Origin of the sequence: Mycobacterium paragordonae, assembly GCF_003614435.1 — a bacterium.
GTDB lineage: Bacteria > Actinomycetota > Actinomycetes > Mycobacteriales > Mycobacteriaceae > Mycobacterium > Mycobacterium paragordonae.
This window is the reverse complement of sequence record NZ_CP025546.1, coordinates 3,686,491-3,708,190: the sequence shown is the minus strand read 5'-3', so window position 1 is coordinate 3,708,190 and position 21,700 is coordinate 3,686,491. Positions and strand designations below refer to the sequence as shown.

At 64.9% G+C, this 21,700-nt stretch carries 19 protein-coding genes and 2 pseudogenes; 11 read left to right on the top strand and 10 right to left on the bottom strand.

Features of this window, described 5'->3' with window-relative positions:
• Positions 1–9 precede the first annotated feature (9 nt).
• On the bottom strand, positions 10–663 hold the full coding sequence (locus C0J29_RS16890; RefSeq protein WP_065164666.1) for a TetR/AcrR family transcriptional regulator: 654 nt from the start codon (positions 661–663) through the stop codon (positions 10–12).
• Between the two features lie 63 nt (positions 664–726).
• Between C0J29_RS16890 and C0J29_RS16885 the strand changes: the two genes are divergently transcribed.
• Positions 727–1,455: a hypothetical protein gene (locus tag C0J29_RS16885; protein WP_240743914.1), complete on the top strand. Its 729-nt coding sequence runs from the start codon at positions 727–729 to the stop codon at positions 1,453–1,455.
• A 76-nt stretch (positions 1,456–1,531) separates the two neighbouring features.
• Positions 1,532–2,362 carry an NlpC/P60 family protein gene (locus C0J29_RS16880; RefSeq protein WP_162951494.1) on the top strand — a complete coding sequence of 277 codons (831 nt, stop codon included), beginning with the start codon at positions 1,532–1,534 and terminating at the stop codon, positions 2,360–2,362.
• A 27-nt stretch (positions 2,363–2,389) separates the two neighbouring features.
• Here the strand turns inward: C0J29_RS16880 and C0J29_RS16875 are convergent, their stop codons facing one another.
• Positions 2,390–2,818 (bottom strand): cellulose-binding domain-containing protein, encoded by a 429-nt coding sequence (locus tag C0J29_RS16875; RefSeq protein WP_120793016.1) that lies wholly within the window; start codon positions 2,816–2,818, stop codon positions 2,390–2,392.
• A gap of 185 nt (positions 2,819–3,003) precedes the next feature.
• On the opposite strand from C0J29_RS16875, the gene C0J29_RS16870 reads away from it, so the two are divergent.
• The 4 genes from C0J29_RS16870 to C0J29_RS16855 all read left to right on the top strand — a co-directional run bounded on the left by C0J29_RS16870 (position 3,004) and on the right by C0J29_RS16855 (position 5,779).
• On the top strand, positions 3,004–3,633 hold the full coding sequence (locus tag C0J29_RS16870) for a hypothetical protein (protein WP_120793015.1): 630 nt from the start codon (positions 3,004–3,006) through the stop codon (positions 3,631–3,633).
• Between the two features lie 68 nt (positions 3,634–3,701).
• Positions 3,702–4,451: a HugZ family pyridoxamine 5'-phosphate oxidase gene (locus C0J29_RS16865; protein ID WP_242460455.1), complete on the top strand. Its 750-nt coding sequence runs from the start codon at positions 3,702–3,704 to the stop codon at positions 4,449–4,451.
• A 60-nt stretch (positions 4,452–4,511) separates the two neighbouring features.
• Positions 4,512–5,111, top strand: a complete 600-nt coding sequence (locus C0J29_RS16860; protein WP_065045663.1) for a class I SAM-dependent methyltransferase — start codon at positions 4,512–4,514, stop codon at positions 5,109–5,111.
• 155 nt (positions 5,112–5,266) lie between these two features.
• Positions 5,267–5,779, top strand: a complete 513-nt coding sequence (locus C0J29_RS16855; RefSeq protein ID WP_065045662.1) for an FKBP-type peptidyl-prolyl cis-trans isomerase — start codon at positions 5,267–5,269, stop codon at positions 5,777–5,779.
• Here the strand turns inward: C0J29_RS16855 and C0J29_RS16850 are convergent.
• The 4 genes and pseudogenes from C0J29_RS16850 to C0J29_RS34785 all read right to left on the bottom strand — a co-directional run.
• Positions 5,776–6,243, bottom strand: a complete 468-nt coding sequence (locus tag C0J29_RS16850) for a glucose-6-phosphate dehydrogenase (protein WP_065161572.1) — start codon at positions 6,241–6,243, stop codon at positions 5,776–5,778. The genes C0J29_RS16855 and C0J29_RS16850 overlap by 4 nt on opposite strands.
• Positions 6,244–6,329: 86 nt before the next feature.
• Positions 6,330–6,587: a hypothetical protein gene (locus C0J29_RS16845; RefSeq protein ID WP_065045646.1), complete on the bottom strand. Its 258-nt coding sequence runs from the start codon at positions 6,585–6,587 to the stop codon at positions 6,330–6,332.
• A 25-nt stretch (positions 6,588–6,612) separates the two neighbouring features.
• Positions 6,613–7,503 carry an N-acetylmuramic acid 6-phosphate etherase gene (gene murQ, locus C0J29_RS34790; RefSeq protein WP_371872493.1) on the bottom strand — a complete coding sequence of 297 codons (891 nt, stop codon included), beginning with the start codon at positions 7,501–7,503 and terminating at the stop codon, positions 6,613–6,615.
• 117 nt (positions 7,504–7,620) lie between these two features.
• Positions 7,621–8,310, bottom strand: a pseudogene (locus tag C0J29_RS34785) (BadF/BadG/BcrA/BcrD ATPase family protein); the annotation flags it as partial.
• A 207-nt stretch (positions 8,311–8,517) separates the two neighbouring features.
• On the opposite strand from C0J29_RS34785, the gene C0J29_RS16835 reads away from it, so the two are divergent.
• Together C0J29_RS16835 and C0J29_RS16830 are read left to right on the top strand one after the other, a co-directional pair.
• Positions 8,518–9,141, top strand: coding sequence for a Crp/Fnr family transcriptional regulator (locus tag C0J29_RS16835; protein WP_242460454.1), 624 nt, complete (start codon positions 8,518–8,520; stop codon positions 9,139–9,141).
• A 37-nt stretch (positions 9,142–9,178) separates the two neighbouring features.
• On the top strand, positions 9,179–10,108 hold the full coding sequence (locus C0J29_RS16830) for a GGDEF domain-containing protein (protein ID WP_120793012.1): 930 nt from the start codon (positions 9,179–9,181) through the stop codon (positions 10,106–10,108).
• A gap of 1 nt (position 10,109) precedes the next feature.
• Here the strand turns inward: C0J29_RS16830 and C0J29_RS16825 are convergent, their stop codons facing one another.
• Positions 10,110–10,340, bottom strand: coding sequence for a DUF167 domain-containing protein (locus tag C0J29_RS16825; RefSeq protein WP_065045644.1), 231 nt, complete (start codon positions 10,338–10,340; stop codon positions 10,110–10,112).
• Between the two features lie 221 nt (positions 10,341–10,561).
• On the opposite strand from C0J29_RS16825, the pseudogene C0J29_RS34965 reads away from it, so the two are divergent.
• Positions 10,562–11,098: pseudogene (locus tag C0J29_RS34965) on the top strand (PPE family protein); the annotation flags it as partial.
• Positions 11,099–13,268: 2,170 nt separating this feature from the next.
• Here the strand turns inward: C0J29_RS34965 and C0J29_RS16815 are convergent.
• On the bottom strand, positions 13,269–14,156 hold the full coding sequence (locus C0J29_RS16815; protein ID WP_120793010.1) for an HpcH/HpaI aldolase/citrate lyase family protein: 888 nt from the start codon (positions 14,154–14,156) through the stop codon (positions 13,269–13,271).
• A 106-nt stretch (positions 14,157–14,262) separates the two neighbouring features.
• On the opposite strand from C0J29_RS16815, the gene C0J29_RS16810 reads away from it, so the two are divergent.
• A complete protein-coding gene (locus C0J29_RS16810; RefSeq protein ID WP_120793009.1) occupies positions 14,263–15,183 on the top strand; it encodes a class I SAM-dependent methyltransferase in 921 nt (306 codons plus the stop codon).
• An 82-nt stretch (positions 15,184–15,265) separates the two neighbouring features.
• Positions 15,266–16,114 (top strand): aldo/keto reductase, encoded by an 849-nt coding sequence (locus C0J29_RS16805; RefSeq protein ID WP_120793008.1) that lies wholly within the window; start codon positions 15,266–15,268, stop codon positions 16,112–16,114.
• Between the two features lie 16 nt (positions 16,115–16,130).
• Here C0J29_RS16805 and zwf read toward each other — a convergent pair whose 3' ends face one another.
• The gene (zwf, locus tag C0J29_RS16800; RefSeq protein WP_120794778.1) at positions 16,131–17,636 is read right to left on the bottom strand and encodes a glucose-6-phosphate dehydrogenase; all 1,506 of its coding nucleotides are present in this window, start codon (positions 17,634–17,636) and stop codon (positions 16,131–16,133) included.
• Between the two features lie 134 nt (positions 17,637–17,770).
• Positions 17,771–21,685, bottom strand: a complete 3,915-nt coding sequence (hrpA, locus tag C0J29_RS16795; protein WP_371872492.1) for an ATP-dependent RNA helicase HrpA — start codon at positions 21,683–21,685, stop codon at positions 17,771–17,773.
• Positions 21,686–21,700: the final 15 nt, after the last annotated feature.

The following is a 21,700-nucleotide window of genomic DNA, read 5'->3' as shown; positions in this document are numbered from 1 at the left end:
GCCCAATTATCAACCGGCACTGTTCTTTTCGCCCGGGTCCAGTTGAGATTCAGCGCTCTGCGCCAGTTCTCCCATCGTGACGGTACCGCGCACTATAAGCGCGGCAAGCGCATCTGCCCCGGCCTCCAACTGCTCCGAGAGATTAGCTGTCAGAGCCAGGGTTGCAAATCCGTGCGAGGTCGACCAGCCCGCCAGTACCAACCCCCGCACTTCGTCGTCTGAGACGGGACCTCCGCGATGCGCCTCAAGACTGGCTCTGGCGCTTCCGTAGAGGACTCCAAAGGCGGCAGCTCTCGCCTCCGCGAGTTGAGCATCATCGCCGCGATAGAGGTTCGGCCGGAACATCACCTCGAAATACCCTCGATGGGTCAGCGCGAATGCGATGTAGGCCTGGCCGCCGTGCACAAAACCGTTGGGCCCAGACGCTTTTGAGCCAATAGCCGCCGCCGCGAGGCGAAATCCTTCGGTCGCTACAGCGGTGAATATCCCGGCCTTGTCGCCGAACCTGTAGGACAGAGCGGCGTGTGACACGCCCGCCCGTCGTGCGATTCGACGCATGCTCACCGCGGCCACTCCGACCGACTCGACTTCCTCCACAGCCCCGTCGATGCCGGCCCGGCCAAGTTGTCCGTGGTGGTAAGGCTTGTCGGACTCCGTCGTCATGCACGGCACTCTACCGACGAAACTGACCATTGATAAGTTCTGCCATATCCTGCAGTCTTACCAGTGGAAGGTATCTATCCACTGGTAAGTGAAGTTGCTCGGGAGGGGAAAATGACTCAAGGAACGCGCCTTGAAAAGCACCAAGACGGTTCTGCATCCCTGGCACGGTGGACCGGCACGCTGGGCGTTGTCGTCCCAGCGGTCGCCATTCCCATCTACCCAATCTGGTTGGTACCCGCGACGCACACGTCGGGTGCCGACATCGCGCGCTGGGCAGCAAACCACCATGACCGACTGGTTGCGACCCAGGTTCTTTACACCGTGGGTGTCGGACTCTGGATCGTCTTCGGAGCGGCACTATGGACTCGTCTCCGCAGCCAGTTGCCTGCCGAATCGCCGCTACCCACCGGGTTCAGCCTCGGGATCATCGGAATGGTGACGCTGATACTCAGCGGATTCACCGCGTTCAATCTCCTGTTGTATCGACCCCGCGGTGCCGAAATATCAGCATTGCTGTACGACCTCACCCTGGGTCTCCTGGCAATGTCAGGGATCCCCGCCGCGGTGGCTCTGGGATGCTTTGCCATTGCGGTCTACCGATATCGGGTGCTGCGGCGATCAACTGCGCACATCGCAGCCGTCGCGGCCGCCGGACATGTTCTCCTCATGATCGCGTTCATCGCACCCAGCGGTCCTCTGTCGCTGCAAGGTCCTCTGACGGTCTGGGCTATACCCCTGCTGCTCTTCACCTGGATCGGCCACACCGCAAGGACTGTTCGGCCACTCCCCTGAAAGAAATGCGTCGACGCCCAGTTCGTCCCGCCTAGCATTGGTCTGCTGGGTGATGGCTCGATACGCAGGGGATCTGATGACGCGTCGGAGACAGCTTCTCTGCTCGGTTCGGTCGGCGCTTTCTGTCGCGCTGTCGGCCATCGCCGTCTTCTTACCCGTCGGGCTCGCCAGAGCCGGTAACGGAGATTTTGCCTACCCGTTCTCCTGCTCGTGGCCTTCCTTGACGGCGGATTTCGCCGGCCGCGACCAACTGCCTGAGTCTCACGAGCCTTCAGCCGACTGGTATCGGACCGATGCCCAGGGCCACTACGCCAACCACGGATGGGGACCGGCGGCGGACAATCTGCCGGCGCCGGTGATTCCGCAAGGTGCGCAGTGCAATTCCAGAACGTGGAAGCAGGAACGCGTCCTGGCTGTTGCCATGCGCTATATCTACGCACCCGGCAACGCGCTGGGATTGCAGTACCGGCACCACCACATTCCCGGGTGGGACCCGACGACCTCGACGTATGCCGGTGCCCCGGAAGATAATCCAGACCCTGACAACCCCGATGGGCCAACCGCTTGGAGTCCGGGCAGAGGATTGGATTGCTCGAATTTCACCGCCTGGGTCTACAACTACGGTCTGGGAATCAAATTCGGTGGTGACGTCCACCGGCAGGCAGACGGAACGGCCGGTCCCATGGGCGGGCGCATTCCCCAACAAGGTCCGTTCGAACCCGGAGATCTGGTTTACCTGCATCCCAACGGCGATGCCGGCCGTGCTTCGCACGTGGTGATCTACCTCGACGACGGGCACATCCTCGACAGCCGAGTGAACGCCCAGAATCGCGTCGGGGTGCAGATTCGCGATCGAGTGGGCTGGTACCGGGAAGCTGTCGTCGGCGCGTGGCGGCCGATCGGCTGACACATCAGCGCAGCCACCCCAGCGGTGTTAGCTGCAGGGAACCTGCCCGTTGAGCACGCAATTCGACGGAGCCGTATACGTGCCGCTCAGCACGCCCCTCATACCGCCCGTAGCTGAACCGCCGGGTGCAATCATGCGATTCCAATTCGCGGGGGTGATCACCCAGTGCGTACCGGCTTGCGCAGCGGCGCTGTTCCACGTGTGGATGACGGACTGCCCTGCGGGCATGTCGAATTCGAGCCTCCAGTCGGAAAGCGGCGCCATGCTCATGTTGGTGATCGTGAAGCTGGCGATAAAACCGGTCTGCCACGTCGATGTCACCCTCAGCGTGGCCACTGCCGCCGCCGCATGAGCCACCGGCGCAATGGCGACTCCCGAGATGGCTACCATCAATGCCGACACGGTCACGTGAAGCGCTGTGCGCCAGCGCTTCGCACGTCTGCCCAGTCCGGCCATAAGAAATAACCCTAAAGTCCAGTGGGCGACATCGGCCGTCGCCTCGCGGCTACGGTGCAGCACCTTTGCGCAACCGAGACCGTAGTGAAATGTTCTGGGCCGTCGGCAGTTGAGCGGTCCCGCGTAACACCCGGACCGGCCGGCGGCGGCGTTGCATTTTGTAGGATTCGCGGGTTACTGACACCATGAATTCTGAGATACTGCGGACCCAGTGCTGGTTGTTCGCGATCGGTTCGTCCTTGTTTGCGATCGCCACGGCTCCGGGGTTCGCCATGGTCGGCGGAGCCGGCGCCACCAATCTGCTCTGCTACGTCGGCTCGTGGTTTTTCACCAGCGCGGCACTCCTCCAGCTGGTGCTCAGTCGGCCGTCGATGGATCGGTCCTGGGCAACACCATCGATACGTGCTGAATGGCTCTCCGCGGCAACGCAGTTCGGGGGCACCCTGTGCTTCAACGTCAGCACGGGCGCAGCGTTGTGGGCGCATCGACTGCCCTCCCGCCGGCACTTCGTCTGGGGGCCGGACGCGGCCGGCTCGGTCGCCTTTCTGGTAAGCGGGGTCCTGGGGGTTGGGGCGGTATCCCTCGTGGTCGGCATCTTTCAACTGAAGTCACGTGATTGGTTGGCCGCATGGATCAACATGATTGGCTCGATCGCATTCGGTGTTTCGGCAGCCGGCGCCTTCATCACAAAGAAGGGCATCACCGAGGACGCCTGGCTGGCCAACATCGGTACGTTCGTCGGGGCACTGTGTTTCCTGATCGCGGCTTTACTGGTGTTGCCGAAACACGTCTCACCCAGGACCGCCCCAGCCTGAATTTCCACGAGCTAAACAGGACGCCATTGCCCGACAACCGGCACGCCCCGACGCGTAACCTCGCCTGCGTGACGGTTCAAGCGCAGGGCGGTGGCCCGTCGGCAGCGGAGGCGGCGCGCACCATCGCTGCCGCCGCGAATGCCGCGACGCTGGCCACGCTGACTGCTGACGGCGACCCTTGGGCTTCACTGGTGGCCTACGGACTCGTCGGTGGGACGCCGGTTCTGTGCGTATCGAACCTTGCCGAGCACGGCCGCAACCTGGCCGGAGACCCGCGGGCAAGCATGTCGATCGTGGCGGCTAGCGACGACACCGACCCGTTGGCCGGCAGCCGCGTGACCCTGGCCGGGACGGTCACCCGTCCCGCGGTCGCTGAATCGGACGCAGCTCGCCAGGCATACCTGGACGCGGTGCCGGGCGCCCATTCCTATCTGGACTTCAGCGATTTCACCCTGTGGCTGCTTCAGGTCCAGCGGGTGCGCTGGGTGGGCGGATACGGCCGTATGGAGTCGGTCACCGGCAAGGACTACCACGCTGCCGCGCCGGATCCGGTTGCGCTCGGGTCAGCCCGCGCCCTTGCGCATCTCAATGCCGATCACGCCGACGCTCTGGTGGCGATGGCCCGGGCTTTCGGGGGCTATCCGGACACCGATTCCGCGGAATGCGCCAGCATCGACCGATACGGATTGCACCTGCGGGTGCGCACTGCGCGCGGCGAAGCCCGCGCCCGCGTCGATTTTCCCTCGGCGCTGGACTCTCCCGATCAATTGCGTTCGGCGACAGCAGATTTGGCGCGCGCCGCGCTACGGCGGCGTTAGCCCGCCGAACATGGTCGGTCGCGGACGGGTCCCGCCGTGCCACTTGGGACAATGAGTTACATGGCCGATCAAAGTCTCTGGATGCAAAAGGTCGCGGCGGACCCCGGGCACTCGCACTGGTACGTCGAACGCTTCCGGTCCATGGCGCGCGCCGGTGACGATCTGGTCGGTGAAGCACGCCTGGTAGACGCGGTGGCGCCCCGCGGTGCCCGCATCCTCGACGCCGGCTGCGGCCCCGGCCGCATCGGCGGATATTTGGCATCGCTCGGCCACCGGGTCGTCGGCGTCGACGTCGACCCCGTCCTCATCGAGGCCGCCCAGCAGGACCATCCCGGACCCCGCTGGGTGGTCGCCGACCTGGCCGAACTCGACCTACCGGCACAGGGCATCACCGACCCGTTCGACGTGATCGTCTCCGCCGGCAATGTGATGACCTTTCTCGCACCGAGCACCCGGGTCCGCGTGCTTGCCCGATTGCGGGCGCATCTGGCCGGCGGCGGCCGAGCGGTGATCGGCTTCGGCGCCGGTCGCAACTACGAGTTCGGTGACTTCCTCAATGACGCGCAGGAAGCCGGATTCACCACGGACCTGCTGCTGTCCACCTGGGACCTGCGACCGTTCGGCGACGACTCGGACTTCCTGGTCGCGATCCTTCGTTAAGCCCGCAAGGCGGCATCTGTAGCGTGGCACCGGTGAATCTTCCTCGGGTGTCTCCGGTCCTCACGCTCGCTGTCTGCGCCGCTTCCTTTCTGACAGTCACCGCATGCGGCTCCCCTACCAACACATCGTCGTCTAACTCGCCGACTACGTCGTCAATCTCCGACCTGTACACCCGTCCCTCCGCGCCCGCCACACCGACGGTCGCCGGCGCCTGCCCGACGGTCGCTCCGCAAAACGGCGGCACACCCGAGTGGACGCTGGCCGGCACCACCGGCAGCGTCGCCGTCACCGGGTCCACCGATGCGACCGCTCCACGCGTCACGGTGACGGCGCCGTTCAGCGTTGCGCAGACTCAGGTTCACACGCTGCGGGCGGGAGACGGTCCGGTGGTCTCCAACACCGCCCGGGTTTCCGTCTGCTACATGGGCGTCAACGGGCGCGACGGGTCGGTGTTCGACACGACCTACGAGCGCGGCGCCCCGGTTGACTTCCCGCTCACCGGGGTCGTGCCCGGCTTCCAGAAGGCCATCGCGGGCCAGAAGGTCGGCTCTACGGTCGCCGTCGCGATGACGTCGGCGGATGGCTACCCCGATGGTCAGCCCAGCGCCGGGATCCGGCCGGGCGACACCCTCATCTTCGCCATCAAGATCCTCAGCGCCTCGAGCTAGACCGGCAGATCCACCCGCAGCGCCAGGTGCTCGTCGAGGATTCGGCGCAACGCGGCGTCCATCGGGTGAGCCGACGCGAGGTCGCGCTCCATCCGGTTGTCCACCAAAACGGTTGTTTCTGAGGGCAGTTCGGCTGTGTCGACTTGCTCGACGAACGGATCGAACAGCCCGTGCGGTGTCGCCAGGTAGTACAGCGCCCGTCGCGACTCGGTGAGCCGGGCCGCGTACATCAGTCCGTGTTGGGTCGTCACGAACAGCTCCGAGGTGATTCTGGCGCCAGGGGTCTCGGCCCTCCCCCACGCGATCGCGGCGTGTCGGCTCTGCGCCAGCCGGTCCGGGACGTCGTCGGTGAGGGCCAGCAACTTACCGACGAGGGCGCGTCCCTTCCGTGGATACGTGTCGATGGCGGGGATGAAGTACCGGCGGAAGATCTCGCCGAAAAAGTCGTTAAGTTGCTCGCTCATCGCGGCTCCCCAGATCAAACGGACACCCCAATTGTGCGCCGAAGTTTCAGCTGGGTACAGGGTTTGATCGGGAGGGCGCGGACGAGTCAGGCGCAGGGCGCGTCGCCGGGCGTGTAGTACGGCACGCCCTCGCGGGTGTAGCAAGGCGGCCGGCCTTGCCAACGCTGTCGCGCCTCATCCAGCGCGTCCGCCGCAGCGATGCTGCCGATCGGGCAGTCGGCGAGGTTGACCGACGCCCCGTTTTCGGCGGCCGGACAAATGTTCGCGCTGGCCGAGGGCGCGACCGCCAACTGCAAAGCGGTAGCGGTGGCCGTGGCCAGGAATGCAAGTGCGAGCTTCTTCACGGCGGTAACTCTATCCAGCCTCACCTCAATCCCGGAGCGCTTCGCGCAGACGGCCACTGGCCCGGTCCAGTCGGCTGGCGGCCTCAGCAGCGTCGACCCCTGCCAGCAGCGCGACGATTGCGGTCTTGGCGTGGCCTCCCGCGGCGTCCAGGGCCGCGGCCGCGATGCCCTCGTCGACCCCGGCCGTGTCGCGGACCATCCGCACCGCACGGCGTCGCACCTTCTCGTTGGTCACGCGTACATCGACCATCCGTGGCCCGTATGCCTTGCCAAGAGCGATCATCACGCTCGTCGACAGCGCGTTGAGGACCACCTTCTGCGCCGTTCCAGCGGTCAGCCGCGTGGAGCCGGCCAGCACCTCAGGGCCGGTCAGCACTTCGATCATCAGGTCGGCGGCCGCTTCGGCGCCCGGATTGTTGACGACCGCGACGGTTAGTGCCCCCAGCGACCGCGCGTACTCGAGCGCCCCCAGCACATACGGGGTGCGGCCGGACGCCGTGATGCCGACAAGCGCGTCGGCGGCGGTCAGATCGGCCAGATCGACCGGATCGAAGTGGTCCTCGGCGCCTTCGATCGCGTCGGTCAAAGCCGTTGGCCCGCCGGCAATTACGCCGCGCACGAGGTTGGTTCCGAACGTCGGTCCGCATTCGGCTGCGTCCAGTACGCCGAGCCGCCCGGGCGTCCCCGCGCCGGCGTAGATCAAGCGGCCGCCACTCGCCAACCGTGCGGTGATCAGCTCAGCTGCCACGGCGATCTGCGGGACTGCGGCTTCGACCGCCCCGTGGGCCTCGCCCTCGGCACGGACGAGCAGAGCGACGAGCTCGCCGATGGGCCGCGTGTCGAGGTCGTCCAGGCCAGGTCGGGCGGCCTCGGTGCTGAGTGCGTCGAGCGTGTGCCGGACGGTGGGCGTACGCAGGCGGACCAGATGCGGTTCGTGGATCTGTCCAAGCCGTAATGCTCCGTCGAGCGCGTCGCCGGCAGCCGGTTGGAGATCGAGTCCGTCACGCAATGAGTCGAACCCGGCAAGTCCCCCTACCATCGCCAGCGGCCCGTCGCCCAGGGCACGGGCGGTTGCGGCGAGCGCCTCGGCGGCGGCCCTGACAATCGCGCGCGCGACGGTGTCGTCCTGCGCAGCAAGAACATCCGGCGCGAAGGAACCCAGCGTGGCGGCGTCGGTGAAGTGCGCGGGCCAGGACCGCGGTGCGCCGAACCGCACGACGGCGGCTTCCAGCAAGGTAGTAGCCGGACCGCGACCGTCGCTGGCGCGGAGCGCGGCCCTCAGGCCCGCCGCGCCGATCCACGCTCCACCGCCCTCGTCGCCCAGCCACGGACCCCAGCCGTCAGCCGTGCGGAGCGTGCCGTCGGCGCCGATGGCGAGTGCCACGACACCGGTGCCGACGACCAGCACGCCGCCCGGCTTCCCGTCCAGCGCACCGGCGTGCGCGAGCACGGCGTCGCTGGTGACCGTGACGCGCTTTACCGGCATCGAATCCAGCAGCGCAAACCCCAACGCGCGCACGGTATCTGGTGCCGTCAGCGCCCCGGCGGCACCCACTATCACCTCGTCGGCCGGAGCGAGTTCGCGAGCGACCGCCAGGATCGCGGACTCGGCGGCGCGCGCCCCGCCGGGCGACGCAAGCCCGGGAGCACCCGGCCCGACGGCCCTGCGACCGTTCACCGCGGCGCGGCACGATGTCTTGCCGACGTCAACCGCGAGAATCACCGCTGCACTCGGTGACCGCGTCACATGCCTCCCTGCCTCGGTTGAACCAATAGGTGAAAAGCCATCTGCCACAAACGAACTCGATTATATGGTGCCACGGGTCAGAAGCCGGCTCAGGCCGTCATCCGCTGATTCTCCATTCTCGACCATTTTTCCCCAAATTCTTTGGCGGAATTGCGCCGAAATCGCGTTAGGCTCCACCACGTCATGGTCACCGTCGATCAGGAGCCGGCAATGAAGGAAAAGGAAGAGGACGAGGAACTGCAGCGCGACATCGAGCGAGATGTTCGGCGGTTACGCGAATTCAATACATTCGAGAAGTTCTCCGACGCTGATCTGGAGCGCCTCGTACGCTCCGCGCGCCACACGTCGCAGTCTCAGCCCTGGCCTTTGATCCGCGAGAAGACGCCGTCGGACGCCTGCTTCATTCTGCTCAGCGGTGAGGCCGGGGTATACGTCGGTGCGGACCGGGTTGCTGTGGTTGGCCCGGGTGAAGTGATCGGCGAATCCGTGCTTCGCCGTGGACAATTGCGGTCCGCAACCGTCACCACCATTGGAGCGTCCGAGGTGCTGCGTATCGACCGCGACGACCTCGCCCGCCTGCTAAAAGAGATGCCGGCCTTACGGGAAACCATGGAGTCGACCGCGGCCCAGCACGTGGCGGCCGCTCCGCCCGCCAAGGCCAAACCTTCGCATTCGAGATTGAACGTGTCCGTGTCGGCCGACTTGCTCGAGCGGTTCGAGCAGGCTGCCGAAGCTGCCGGTGTCGGAGTGCCGGCGGCGACGGAGGACGCCCTGTCCCAATGGATCGAACGGAGCGGCAAGGCATAGCCGGGTAGGGCGCCGTCATCGCACTTATCCTTGGCAGGTGCCCTGGCAGGTGAACCCTCAGCCCTCAGCGGGGCGTTGGCACCTCATCGGTCTGGCGGGATACCTCGCCATGCTCGCCATCTACGCCGCAGGCGCTGGAACGCGGCTGCGTTGGATACTCGCCGGTGCAGCCGCTGCGGGATGTCTCGCCCTGCTGGTCGGCTGGTTGCTCGGTCGGCAGGAACGACGCAGGTTGCTCATCGGGTGGTCGGTGGCGTCGCTGATCGTCACGGTCGTCGCTGGGGTGATCGATCCGCACGCCACCCGTGACTTCCCCGGGACGATCACCATTGCCTTCGCTTTTATCGGCCTTACCTGCACGCGCTGGTGTTCGCTTGCGGTCGTTCCGCTGGGCGTGGTGGCCTTCGTGATCGGCGGGTCCAAGCAGCTTCCGGCTGACCTGCCGAAAGTGGTGTTGACCGCGGTCATGTGGGTGCTGGTCGCTGAGGTGCCGGCTTGGCTCATCGCGCGGCTCGAAGCCCAGAGCGAGTTGCTGAAGAAAATCGCACAGACCGATGCCCTGACCCAGCTACTCGACCGGAGCACGCTCGGGCCGCGGCTGTCGTTGCACGCCAGCGAATCCGCTGTGGTGCTCCTCGACCTCGATCGATTCAAGCGCTACAACGACGACCACGGGCATGAGGCCGGTGACGAACTTCTGGTCGCCTTCGCCGATGCGCTGCGCTGGTCGGTCCGCAAGGAAGACATCGTCTTTCGGATCGGCGGCGACGAATTCCTGCTCATGCTGATCGGTGCCGATCGCTCGGAAGCCGAACAGGTCGTCGACCGGCTTCGGCGTTACTGGGCCGATCGCGGCGGGCCGGTGGGGTTCAGCGCGGGGATTGCCGCAGGTGAAGACGATCTGCTGCGACTGGCCGACGAGCACATGTACGCGGCGAAGAGGGCGCGCGGCCTACCGGCCGACTGAGCTACCGGGTGATGCGGAATCGCTTCAGCCGCGACGTCGCTCCCGAGACCAGCTCGATTCGGTTCCGTGGCACGTCAAAGTAATTGGCCAAAACTCGCGTGACCGCGTCGTTGGCCTTGCCGTCGACCGCCTGTTCCCGGACATAGATGGTCAGTTGCCCGTCTGCGCCGACTTCGACCAGAGGTCCTTTGCGGCTACCGGGCTTGACCTTGACGACAACGGACTCCGTCATCGGCCCAAGGCTACGTCCTTGCCACCGGAATCTGGCACCGGTATCTGAGAGGAACCTGAACGCGCCTGAGAGAAACCTTACGGCTACGTGAGCAGATCGTATGTATTGGTAAATCGCATACGAAAAAGCATGTAAAGCGTTTCGCCATCGGATAGATTCGCGCATCACAAGCGAAATCGGCCTCGCAAACTGGCCGGCAGTGGCGAGAAAGGCACAGGTAGATGAACTTTTCGGTGTTGCCCCCCGAGGTCAATTCATGGCGGATGTTCACCGGCGCCGGTTCCACACCGATGCTGGAGGCGGGGGCCGCTTGGAGTGCACTGGCCTCGGAACTCGACGCCGCCGCAGAGTCGTTTTCGTCGCTCACCTCGGCGTTGGCGGCCGACGCCTGGCAGGGCCCGGCGGCGCAGGCGATGCTGGCAACCGCTGTCCCCTACGCGGGGTGGCTGAGCACCGCCGCGGAGCAAGCGTCAGGCACCGCGGCACAGGCACAGGCGGTGGCGGGCGCTTTCGAAGCTGCCCTGGCGGCGACGGTGCACCCGGCGGCAGTAGCCGCCAATCGTTCCGGCTTCGTAAATCTGGTGCTGTCCAACATCTTCGGGCAGAACGCCCCGGCGATCGCCGCGGTCGAAGGCCTCTATGAGGAGATGTGGGCGCAGGATGTCGCAGCGATGGTCGGCTACCACGCTGAAGCAGCGGCGGCAGTGGCGCGGTTGGTGTCGCCGGCCGCGGCGGCGTTGCCCAGCTTCGGTTACGGCAATGTCGGTGAGGGCAATATCGGGGTGCTCAACACCGGGACGCTGAACCTGGGGTTCGGCAATGTCAGTCCGCATTTCACCCCGACCGATCCGATCAGCACCTTCGGTGGGTTCGGGATCGCGAACAACGGCATCAACAATGTCGGGCTGAGCAACACCGGCTCAGAGAACGTGGGTGCGTGGAACACCGGGCGGTTGAACCTGGGTCTGGTCAATCAGGGCATCGGCAATAGTGGTTTGCCGTTGGGTCCGTTGCAGTTGTTCGGTATCGGTAACGAGGGCAACTTCAACCAGGGTCTGCTCAACACCGGCAACTACAACCTGGGCATCGGTTTGACTGGCGATCACCTGATGGGCATCGGCCCACTGCACCTACCCAGGACCGGTGGGTTGTTATCGGCCGCGGCTGCGGCGGCGTTGCCGAACTATGGCTACGCCAATGTGGGTGAGGGCAATATCGGGGTGCTCAACACCGGGACGCTGAACCTGGGGTTCGGCAATGTCAGTCCGCATTTCACCCCGACCGATCCGATCAGCACCTTCGGTGGGTTCGGGATCGCGAACAACGGCATCAACAATGTCGGGCTGAGCAACACCGGCTCGGAGAATGTGGGTGCGTGGAACACCGGGCGGTTGAACCTGGGTCTGGTCAATCAGGGCATCGGTAATAGTGGTTTGCCGTTGGGTCCGTTGCAGTTGTTCGGCATCGGTAACGAGGGCAACTTCAACCAGGGCCTGCTCAACACCGGCAACTACAACCGGGGCATCGGTTTGACCGGTGATCACCTGATCGGGATCGGGCCGTTGCACATCAGCAGCAGCGCGCTGCCGGCCGCGGCTGCGGCGGCGTTGCCGAACTACGGGTACGGCAATGTCGGTGAGGGCAACTTCGGGTTCTTCAACACAGGCACTTTGAACTTCGGGTTTAACAATATGAGCCCGACCTTCACTCCGACCGATCCAATCACTCTGTTCGGGGGTGTGGGGATCGGCAACAACGGGCTGGACAACGTCGGCGCGTTCAATACCGGCAGTGTGAATATCGGGATCGGTAACGTCAGCCCACACTTCACCCCGGCCGATCCGCTGACCACCTTCGGCTCCTTCGGTATCGCAAACCACGGTTTACAGAACGTGGGCATCGGCAACGTGGGGGTCGGAAACAGTGGTCTGCCTGCGCCGTTGTTGGGCCTGCTTGGGGTGGGTAACCAGGGCAACTTCAACCAGGGCCTGTTCAACACCGGCAACTACAACCTGGGCATCGGTTTGACCGGTGATCACCTGATCGGGATCGGGCCGTTGCACATCAGCAGCAGCGCGCTGCCGGCGGTGGCTGCGGCGGCGTTGCCAAACTATGGCTACGCCAATGTGGGTGAGGGCAATATCGGGGTGCTCAACACCGGGACGCTGAACCTGGGGTTCGGCAATGTGAGTCCGCATTTCACCCCGACCGATCCGATCAGCACCTTCGGTGGGTTCGGGATCGCCAATGACGGCATCAACAATGTCGGGCTGAGCAACACCGGCTCGGAGAATGTGGGTGCGTGGAACACCGGGCGGTTGAACCTGGGTCTGGTCAATCAGGGCATCGGCAATAGTGGTTTGCCGTTGGGTCCGTTGCAGTTGTTCGGCATCGGTAACGAGGGCAACTTCAACCAGGGTCTGCTCAACACCGGCAACTACAACCTGGGCATCGGCTTGACCGGTGATCACCTGATCGGCATCGGGCCGCTGCACATCAGCAGCAGCGCCCTGCCGGCCGCGGCTGCGGCGGCGTTGCCGAATTATGGCTACGCCAATGTGGGTGAGGGCAATATCGGGGTGCTCAACACCGGGACGCTGAACCTGGGGTTCGGCAATGTGAGTCCGCATTTCACCCCGACCGATCCGATCAGCACCTTCGGTGGGTTCGGGATCGCCAATGACGGCATCAATAATGTCGGGCTGAGCAACACCGGCTCGGAGAATGTGGGTGCGTGGAACACCGGGCGGTTGAACCTGGGTCTGGTCAATCAGGGCATCGGCAATTCTGGTTTGCCGTTGGGTCCGTTGCAGTTGTTCGGCATCGGTAACGAGGGCAACTTCAACCAGGGTCTGTTCAACACCGGCAACTACAACCTGGGCATCGGTTTGACCGGTGATCACCTGATCGGCATCGGCCCGCTGCACATCAGCCGTTGACAGCACCTTCGAGATCGGAGATGAGATCGGCCAGAGTAAGGATCCGCTGGGCGTCGCGCACGTGCAGGTTTTCGATCATGCGACCGTCAACCGTGATAACGCTGCGCCCCGCGGCCCGCGCCTCTTCATAAGCCGACACGACTTTGCGGGCGTGCGCCAGTTCCTTCTCCGACGGGCCGAACGCGTCATTGGCCGGGGTGATCTGCGACGGGTGAATGAGGGTCTTGCCATCGAAGCCCATCTCCCGTCCCTGTCGACATTCTGCTGCGAAGCCGTCCTCGTCGGTGATGTCGTTGAACACCCCGTCCAGCACGACCTTTCCCGCGGCACGGGCACCCAGAACCGCGAGCGACAACGCCGGCACCACGGGAGCCCGCCCCGGTACATGCAGGCCGTGCAACTCGTTCACCAGATCGTTGGTGCCGACTACCAGGGCGGCCAGGCGCTCGCTCGCCGACGCGATCTCCTCGATGCGCAGGAAAGCCCTGGGTGTCTCGACCATCACCCACAACTGCAACGATTCCGGCGCCCCCAGGTCGCCCAACGCGCCGACCAAATCCTGAACCTGTTGGCCTGTCTCGACTTTCGGCACCAGAACCCCGTCGGCGTTCGTACGCGCCACGGCAGCCAGGTCGTCGTCGTGCCAATCGGTGTCCAAGCCGTTGATACGAATGACCACTTCGCGGGGCCGGTAGCCGCCGGACGAAACAGCCTCACAGACTGTGGTCCTCGACTCGGCCTTCGTATCGGGGCCGACGGCATCCTCGAGGTCGAAGATCAACACGTCCGCCGGAAGCGTGCGCCCCTTCTCCAGTGCCCTGCTTTTGTTGCCAGGTAGGTACAGCGCGGATCGACGTGGGCGCAGTGTTGGTGCCATGGTGCGTCCATCATTTCATCCGACACCGCCCGTGGACTGCCTGGCCGGCGCACCGCAGTTACGCTGAGCAGGTATCGACACGGCCGGCCGGGGACGGGAGCAGCGGATGTCATCGTTTGGTTCGGCGCGCGCCGATGGGGACAGTTGGGACCTTGCCTCCAGCGTCGGAGCCACCGCCACCATGGTGGCGGCCGCCCGGGCATTGGCCTCCCGGGAACCGGGTCCGCTGCTGAACGATCGGTTCGCCGAACCGCTGGTACGCGCCGTCGGGCATCCGTTCTTCACCCGCATGCTGGACGGTGAGATTCCAGAAGATCCCGACCTTCCGATGACCTACCAGCAACGGCGTGAGCAGATGGCGGTGCGCACGCGGTTCTTCGACGACTTCTTGACCACTGCCACCAACGACGGCATCCGCCAAGCGGTGATCCTGGCCGCCGGACTCGATGCGCGGGCCTACCGTCTGTCGTGGCCGGAGAGCACGGTGGTCTTCGAGGTCGATCAACCCGAGGTCATCACCTTCAAGAGCCTGACTCTGGCCCAGATTGGCGAAGAACCCGCCGTCGAGCGTCGCCCGGTCGGCATCGACCTCCGGGAGGACTGGCCGAAAGCGTTGCGGGACAACATGTTCGACACATCCGAACCGACCGCATGGATCGCTGAAGGTCTCCTCCCCTACCTTCCTCCGGATGCTCAGGACCGGCTGCTGGACAACGTCACCGCACTCAGCGCGCCCGGCAGCCGGCTGGCAACGGAAAACATCAGCGACATGAGTGTCTTCACCGATGAGCGCGCCCGCAACATGCGCGCCGGCTGGCGCAAGCACGGACTGGACATCGACGTCGCCGAACTGGTGTGGCTGGGTGACCGCCGGCAAGCCGCCGAGTACCTCACTGCCACCGGCTGGACAGTGACCCGCTACCCCACCGAACAGTTGTACGCCCAATACGGCTTTGCGCTGCCGGACAACGAGATTCTCGCCAAGTTCCGTGACACCGTCAGCTACATCAGCGCCGAATTGAGCTGACCCGCCCGAACCCCGGTGTTGGGTTCGGGCCAGAAGTGGGCATCCCCTCCAGCGATCCCCCGACAGACCAGGAGGCTGGAGCATGAGCACTGTCCCGTCAATCACGCTCAACGACGGGAACTCGATCCCGCAGTTGGGGTTCGGCGTCTTCCAGATCGAGCCAGATCAAACGGCCGCGGCCGTGCGCGCCGCACTCGAGGTGGGCTATCGGCACATCGATACCGCCGAGATGTACGGCAATGAGAAGGAAGTCGGCCAGGGCATTCGAGACGCCGGTCTGGACCGCGGCGAGGTGTTCATCACCAGCAAACTCAACAACGGTTTTCACCGGCCGGACGACGCGCGCACGGCATTCGATGCGACGCTGTCCGCACTCGGATCAGACTACGTGGACCTCTTTCTCATCCACTGGCCGTTGCCGACGCTGTACGACGGTGACTTCCTCTCCACCTGGAAGACGCTCGAGGAATTCGCGGCCGACGGACGTGCTCGCAGCATCGGCGTATCGAATTTCCAACCGGCCCATCTGGATCGGCTCGCAGACGGCGCGCAGACCGTGCCTGCGGTCAATCAGATCGAGGTGCACCCGTATTTCGCCAACGACGAGGTGCGGGCATACGGCAGGGCGCACCACATCGCCACCGAGGCATGGTCTCCGATCGCTCAGGGCAAGGTCCTCGACGACGAGGTCATCACCGGCATCGCGAAGGCGCTGGGCAAGACGCCGGCGCAGGTGGTGTTGCGCTGGCACATCCAACGCGGTGACATCGTCTTCCCGAAGTCGGTTTCCGCCGAACGGGTGAGGTCTAACTTCGAGCTCTTCGATTTCGAGCTCTCCGATCAGCATGTCGCATCGATCAGCGCGCTGGATCAGGGCGAGAACGGCCGCACCGGGCCGCATCCGGACAAGTTCGACTACATCCCCGACTGAACCGGCCCGGGCCTGCCTACGGCTCGCTCCTGCGTTCCCGCCACTCCCGTTCGAATGGCAATCGCCACGCGTTGGGCGCGATCAACTGGTGAATGGCGTTGGGGCCCCAGGTGCCGGGCTGGTAGAGCTTGGCCGGCGGCGGGTCGTCGAGCAGATCCTGCGATCTCTCCCACAGGGATTCAATGCCCTCAGCAGTCGTGAAGAGAGTGTGGTCGCCGCGCATCGCGTCCAGGATGAGCCGCTCGTACGCCTCCAACACATCTGCGGCGGAGTCGATCTCCTGCGTGGAAAACTGCATGGACAGCTTGTCGAGTTTCATTCCCGGGCCCGGCCGCTTTCCGTAGAAGGACAGCGACACTTTCGAGTTGTCGGCCAGGTCGAAGGTGAGGTGATCGGGGCCCTGTGTTCCCACTCCAGACCCGGGCGGGAACATGGTTCGTGGCGCCTCTTTGAACGCGATCGAGATGATGCGAATCCCCTCGGCCATCTTCTTGCCGGTGCGTAGATAGATCGGCACCCCGGCCCAACGCCAATTGTCGACCCCCACCTTGAGTGCAATGAAAGTTTCGGTGTCGGAATCCTTTGAGACACCGTCTTCTTGGTGGTATCCGCTGTACTGGCCGCGCACCACGTTCGACGTCTTGATCGGCAGCATCGATCGAAAGACCTTGTTCTTCTCTTCGCTGATCGCGCGGGGTTCCAGCGCCGTGGGCGGTTCCATCACGACGAACGCCATCACCTGAAGCAGATGGGTGACGACCATGTCCCGGAAGGCGCCGGTGTTTTCATAGAAGTTCGCCCGCTGGTCGAGTCCGAGTGTTTCGGGAATGTCGATCTGAATGTGGTCGATGAAGTTGCGATTCCAGATCGGCTCGAACAGCCCGTTGGCGAAGCGAAAGGCCAGGATATTCTGCGCTGCCTCTTTGCCCAGAAAGTGGTCGATGCGGAAAATCTGTGATTCGTCGAAGGTTTCGTGCACAAAGTCATTGAGTGCGACCGCGCTGTCGAAGTCGGTGCCGAACGGTTTTTCCATCACCACTCGCGAGCGGTCGACGAGGTCGGCTTCGCGCAGCATGTCGATGACGTCGCGCGCGGCTTTGGGGGGAACCGACAGGTAATGCAGTCGCCGCACGTTGTCGCCAAGGGTTTCCTCGGCTTTCGCGACGGCCTCGGCGAGTGCCTCCGCCCCGGAGTCTTGCGGGACATAGGTGAGTATCTTGGCGAATTCGTCCCACTGTTCGGTTGTCAGCTTGTGGGCGCCGAACTCGTCGATCGCGTTCTTGGCGATCTCGCAGAATTCGTCGTCGGTCAGATCTTCGAGCGACGTCGCGATGATCTGAATGTTAGGGGCGAGGTCAGACTGGTCCAGATGCGCAAGCCCGGGGATCAATTTACGTTTAGCCAGATCCCCTGTCGCGCCGAACAACACAATGACGTGCGGTTCCAGCGGGGCATTGTCGTGACGATGCGGACGCGCCTCGGGCGCCGGATACGAGATGGTCTGCGGTTTCTTGGTGGCCACTCTCGCGATACTTCCATCGTGCGGCGCGATCTGCACGTGTCGGCACGCGGTTGGTGACGAAGCATTGCGGTGAACCGGCTTGGAAATTGGCTCGGCTCAGGCGCGCTACCGCATCGTCGGTGCTGCAGCCGCTTTCAGGATCGCTCCTGGGCAGCGTCAATTGCCCGATAGATGCGCTGTTCGCTCACCGGACGTGGGGTACCGAGTTGCTGCGCCCACAGGCTTACCCGCAGTTCTTCGATCTGGCGGCCGATGTCGCGGATCTCTGTCGCAGCCACCCGACTGGTAGGCAGCGTATGCAGCAGCCGATCGAACGCTTCCTGCACGCCATGCACCCGCTGCATCCGCTCCCGGTCGCCCTGTGTTGCCTGCGGCAGCTTTTCCAGCCGGCGCTCGATTGCCGTCAGGTAGCGGGCCAGGTCTTCAAGATGCGCGGCGCCGGTGGTGGTGACGAAGCCAGCAGGAAGGAGTCGATCGAGTTGTCTGCGCACATCGGAGATCGCCTCGGCCTGCGCCGCCGGCGGGTCGTTGGGCAGCCGTAGTTGGACTTGTTGCGCGGCTGACAAGGCTTTGGCGGTGCGGCCCACGATGTCGAGGGTGGTAGGCGCCAGGTTGGCCGCGACCCGTTCCCGCAGCGCGGTGAACGCATCGCGCGTCCACACCGGCTGCGGTGTCAGGGCATCCGTGGCCGCGTCAGCACAGTCGTTGAGGAGTGCCGAGAGCGAGCCGTCCGGGTTGGTCCCAAGAATCAGCCGGGTCCGTGGATCAATCTGGCGTTCAACCGATTTGATCGGCGACGGCACACCGAGCCGGACCAGCCGGCGTAGACCGGGACCCATCGCGGTCTGCTGCTCGACAGCGCTGGTGAACACGCGCAGGTCTACGGCAGCGCCCGCGTCGACGAACGCCGGAAAACCTCGAATGGATCGACCGTCGACAACGCGCTCGACGAGCCGGGGCAGTTCTGCCATCTCCTCTGGCCAAGAACGCAATCCGGCTCGTTCCAACTCGGCGGCGACCACGTGAGCGACGGCTTGACGCGCCGGCGCCGCGAGTCGCTCCTGCAGCACACGCAGATCCTTTCCCCGCGCGACTTCGGCGCCGTCCGCGGACTCGACGGCGAATGTCACCCGCAGGTGCGCCGGGAGCTTCTCCAGGTCGAAGGCCTCCACGGGCACCACCACGCCTGTGCGCCTGCGCAATTCGCGCTGTAACGCGGTGAGCAACGGTTCGCCGGCCGGGTTGATGCCGGCCAGCACCGCCCGGGCGGTGTCGGGCGCGGGAACAAAGTTGCGCCGCAGGTCTTTTGGTAGCGAGCGGATGAGGGCGGTCACCAATTCCTCGCGCAGAGCCGGTACCTGCCAGGCGAATTCGTCGCCCCCCAGGCGGGCCAACACGTCGATCGGGACATGCACGGTGACACCGTCGTCAACGGCGCCCGGTTCGAACCGGTACGACAACGCGAGCGCCGCATCGCCCGTCCTCCAGGTGTCCGGGCGGTCTTCGTCGGCGGCCGTTTCCTCGGTCCGCAACAGATCATCACGACCGAAGGTCAACAGGTCCGGAGTCCGGTGCCGCTGTTTCTTCCACCACCCGTCAAAGTGCCGGGCAGATACGACGTCTGCGGGAATGCGGGCGTCATACAGCGCGAAAATTTCTTCGTCACCGACGAGCAGGTCGCGGCGGCGCGCCCGCTCCTCCAGCTCCTCGAGTTCCATGCGAAGCCGCGCGTTGTCGCGAAAGAAGTGGTGGCGAGTGTGCCAGTCGCCTTCCACGAGTGCGTGCCGGATGAACAACTCCCGCGCCACCGCCGGTTCGACCGCGGCGTAACCGACCCGCCGGCGCGCGACCAGCGGCAGGCCGTAGAGGGTTACCCGCTCGAAGGCCAGCACTTCTCCGCGCTTTGCGTCCCAGTGTGGCTCGCTGTACGTGCGCTGCACGAGCTCGCCTGCGACTCGCTCGACGATCTCGGGCTGAATACGCGCGGCGGTCCGGCCATACAGGCGGCTCGTCTCCACCAATTCGGCCGCGACGACCCACTGCGGCGGACGTTTGGTGAGCACCGAGCCGGGCGCGAGCACAAATCGCGCGTTGCGTGCGCCCAGATACTCGCGGGTGTCCTCACGGCGCATACCCACGTGCGACAGCAACCCGGCGAGCAGTGCGGCGTGCACCTGGGCCGGATCGGCCGGTTCGTCGGACTCCACGACGCCCAGGTCGCGGGCGATGCTGCGCAGTTGCCCAACCAGGTCCTGCCACTCGCGGATGCGCAGATAGTGCAGAAACTCCTTGCGGCACATCCGGCGAAAAGCGCTGCCGGACAATTCTTTCCGCTGTTCCCGCAGATATCGCCAGAGGTTGAGGTAAGCAATGAAATCGGAGTGATCGTCGGCGAAGCGGGCGTGGCTCTGGCGGGCAGCTTCCTCGCGGTCGACGGGCCGTTCCCGGGGATCGGGGATCGTCAGTGCCGCTGCCAGCACCAGGATTTCGCGCACGCACCCCTCCGTGTCGGCCTGCAGAATCATCCGGCCCAGCCGGGGGTCGATAGGCAACCGTGCCAGTCGACGGCCCAGGTCGGTGATCATGCCCTGCTGGTCGAAAGCGCCGAGCTCCTGCAGCAACTGCACCCCGTCGCGGATGCTGCGCCGGTCCGGCGGGTCCAGAAAGGGGAACTGCTCGATATCCCCGAGTTGCAGAGCCGCCATTTGCAGGATGACCGAGGCAAGGTTGGTTCGCAGTATCTCCGGTTCGGTGTAGCGCGAACGGTTTTCGAAGTCCTCCTCGGAGTACAGGCGGATACACACCCCCGGCGCGACCCTTCCGCACCGGCCGGCGCGCTGCGCGGCGGAGGCCTGTGAGATAGGTTCGATGGGTAGTCGCTGGACTTTCAATCGGCGGCTGTACCGGGATATCCGGGCGTTGCCCGGGTCGACGACGTAGCGGATTCCAGGCACGGTCAACGACGTTTCGGCGACATTGGTCGCCAGCACGACCCGCCGCCCGGTGTGCGGTGCGAACACTTTCTGCTGCTCAGCCGTCGGCAGGCGGGCATAGAGCGGAAGTACTTCGGTATGTTTCAGGCCCGCCAATGCCTCTGCGGTGTCTCGGATTTCGCGCTCGCCCGACAGGAAGACCAGGACGTCGCCAGGTGGCTCTGATTCCAGTTCTGTGATGGCGTCCGCTATCGCCTCGATCTCATCGCGGGTTTCGGTGCGGATGATTTCGTCGTCCGGGTCGTCGGGATCTTCCTGTGCGCTGTGCGAAATGGGCATCTCCAGCGGCCGGTAGCGGATCTCGACCGAATACGTCCGCCCGGAAACCTCGACGATCGGTGCTCCGGCGAAATGTGCCGCGAAGCGCTGCGGTTCGATGGTCGCCGAGGTGACGATCACCTTCAGGTCGGGGCGGCGGGGCAGCAACTCGCGCAGGTATCCGAGTAGAAAGTCGATGTTGAGGCTGCGCTCGTGAGCTTCGTCGAGGATGAGTGTGTCGTACCGCAGCAGCCGGCGGTCGCGCTGGATCTCGGCAAGCAGAATGCCGTCGGTCATCAGCTTGATCAGGGTGCGGTCGCTGACCTGGTCGGTGAACCGGACGGTGTAGCCGACGACGTCACCGAGCGGGCTGTGCAGTTCGTCGGCGATGCGCTGCGCGACGGTCCGAGCGGCCAGCCGACGAGGCTGGGTATGGCCGATGGTGCCGCGCACGCCCCGGCCGATGTCGAGGCAGATCTTGGGTAGCTGGGTGGTTTTACCGGAGCCGGTTTCACCGGCAACGATGACCACCTGATGCGCCAGCACCGCCTCGCTGATCTCCTGGCGTCGCTCGGTGATCGGGAGGTCGGGGTAGCCGATGGTGGGCACGGCGGCCTGCCGGGTGGCCACCAGCGATTCCGCGGAGGCGACCTGCTCGGCGAGTTGCCGGATCTTGTCGGCCTTGGCGCCGCCGCGCAGATTCTGCAGGCGCCTGCGCAGGCGTGTGGCGTCCCGGATCGTCAGCTCGTCGAGACGTCTGCGCAACTCGCTGACGGTCGGATCGGCCACTCGGGCCAGAGTAGTGGTCGCCCC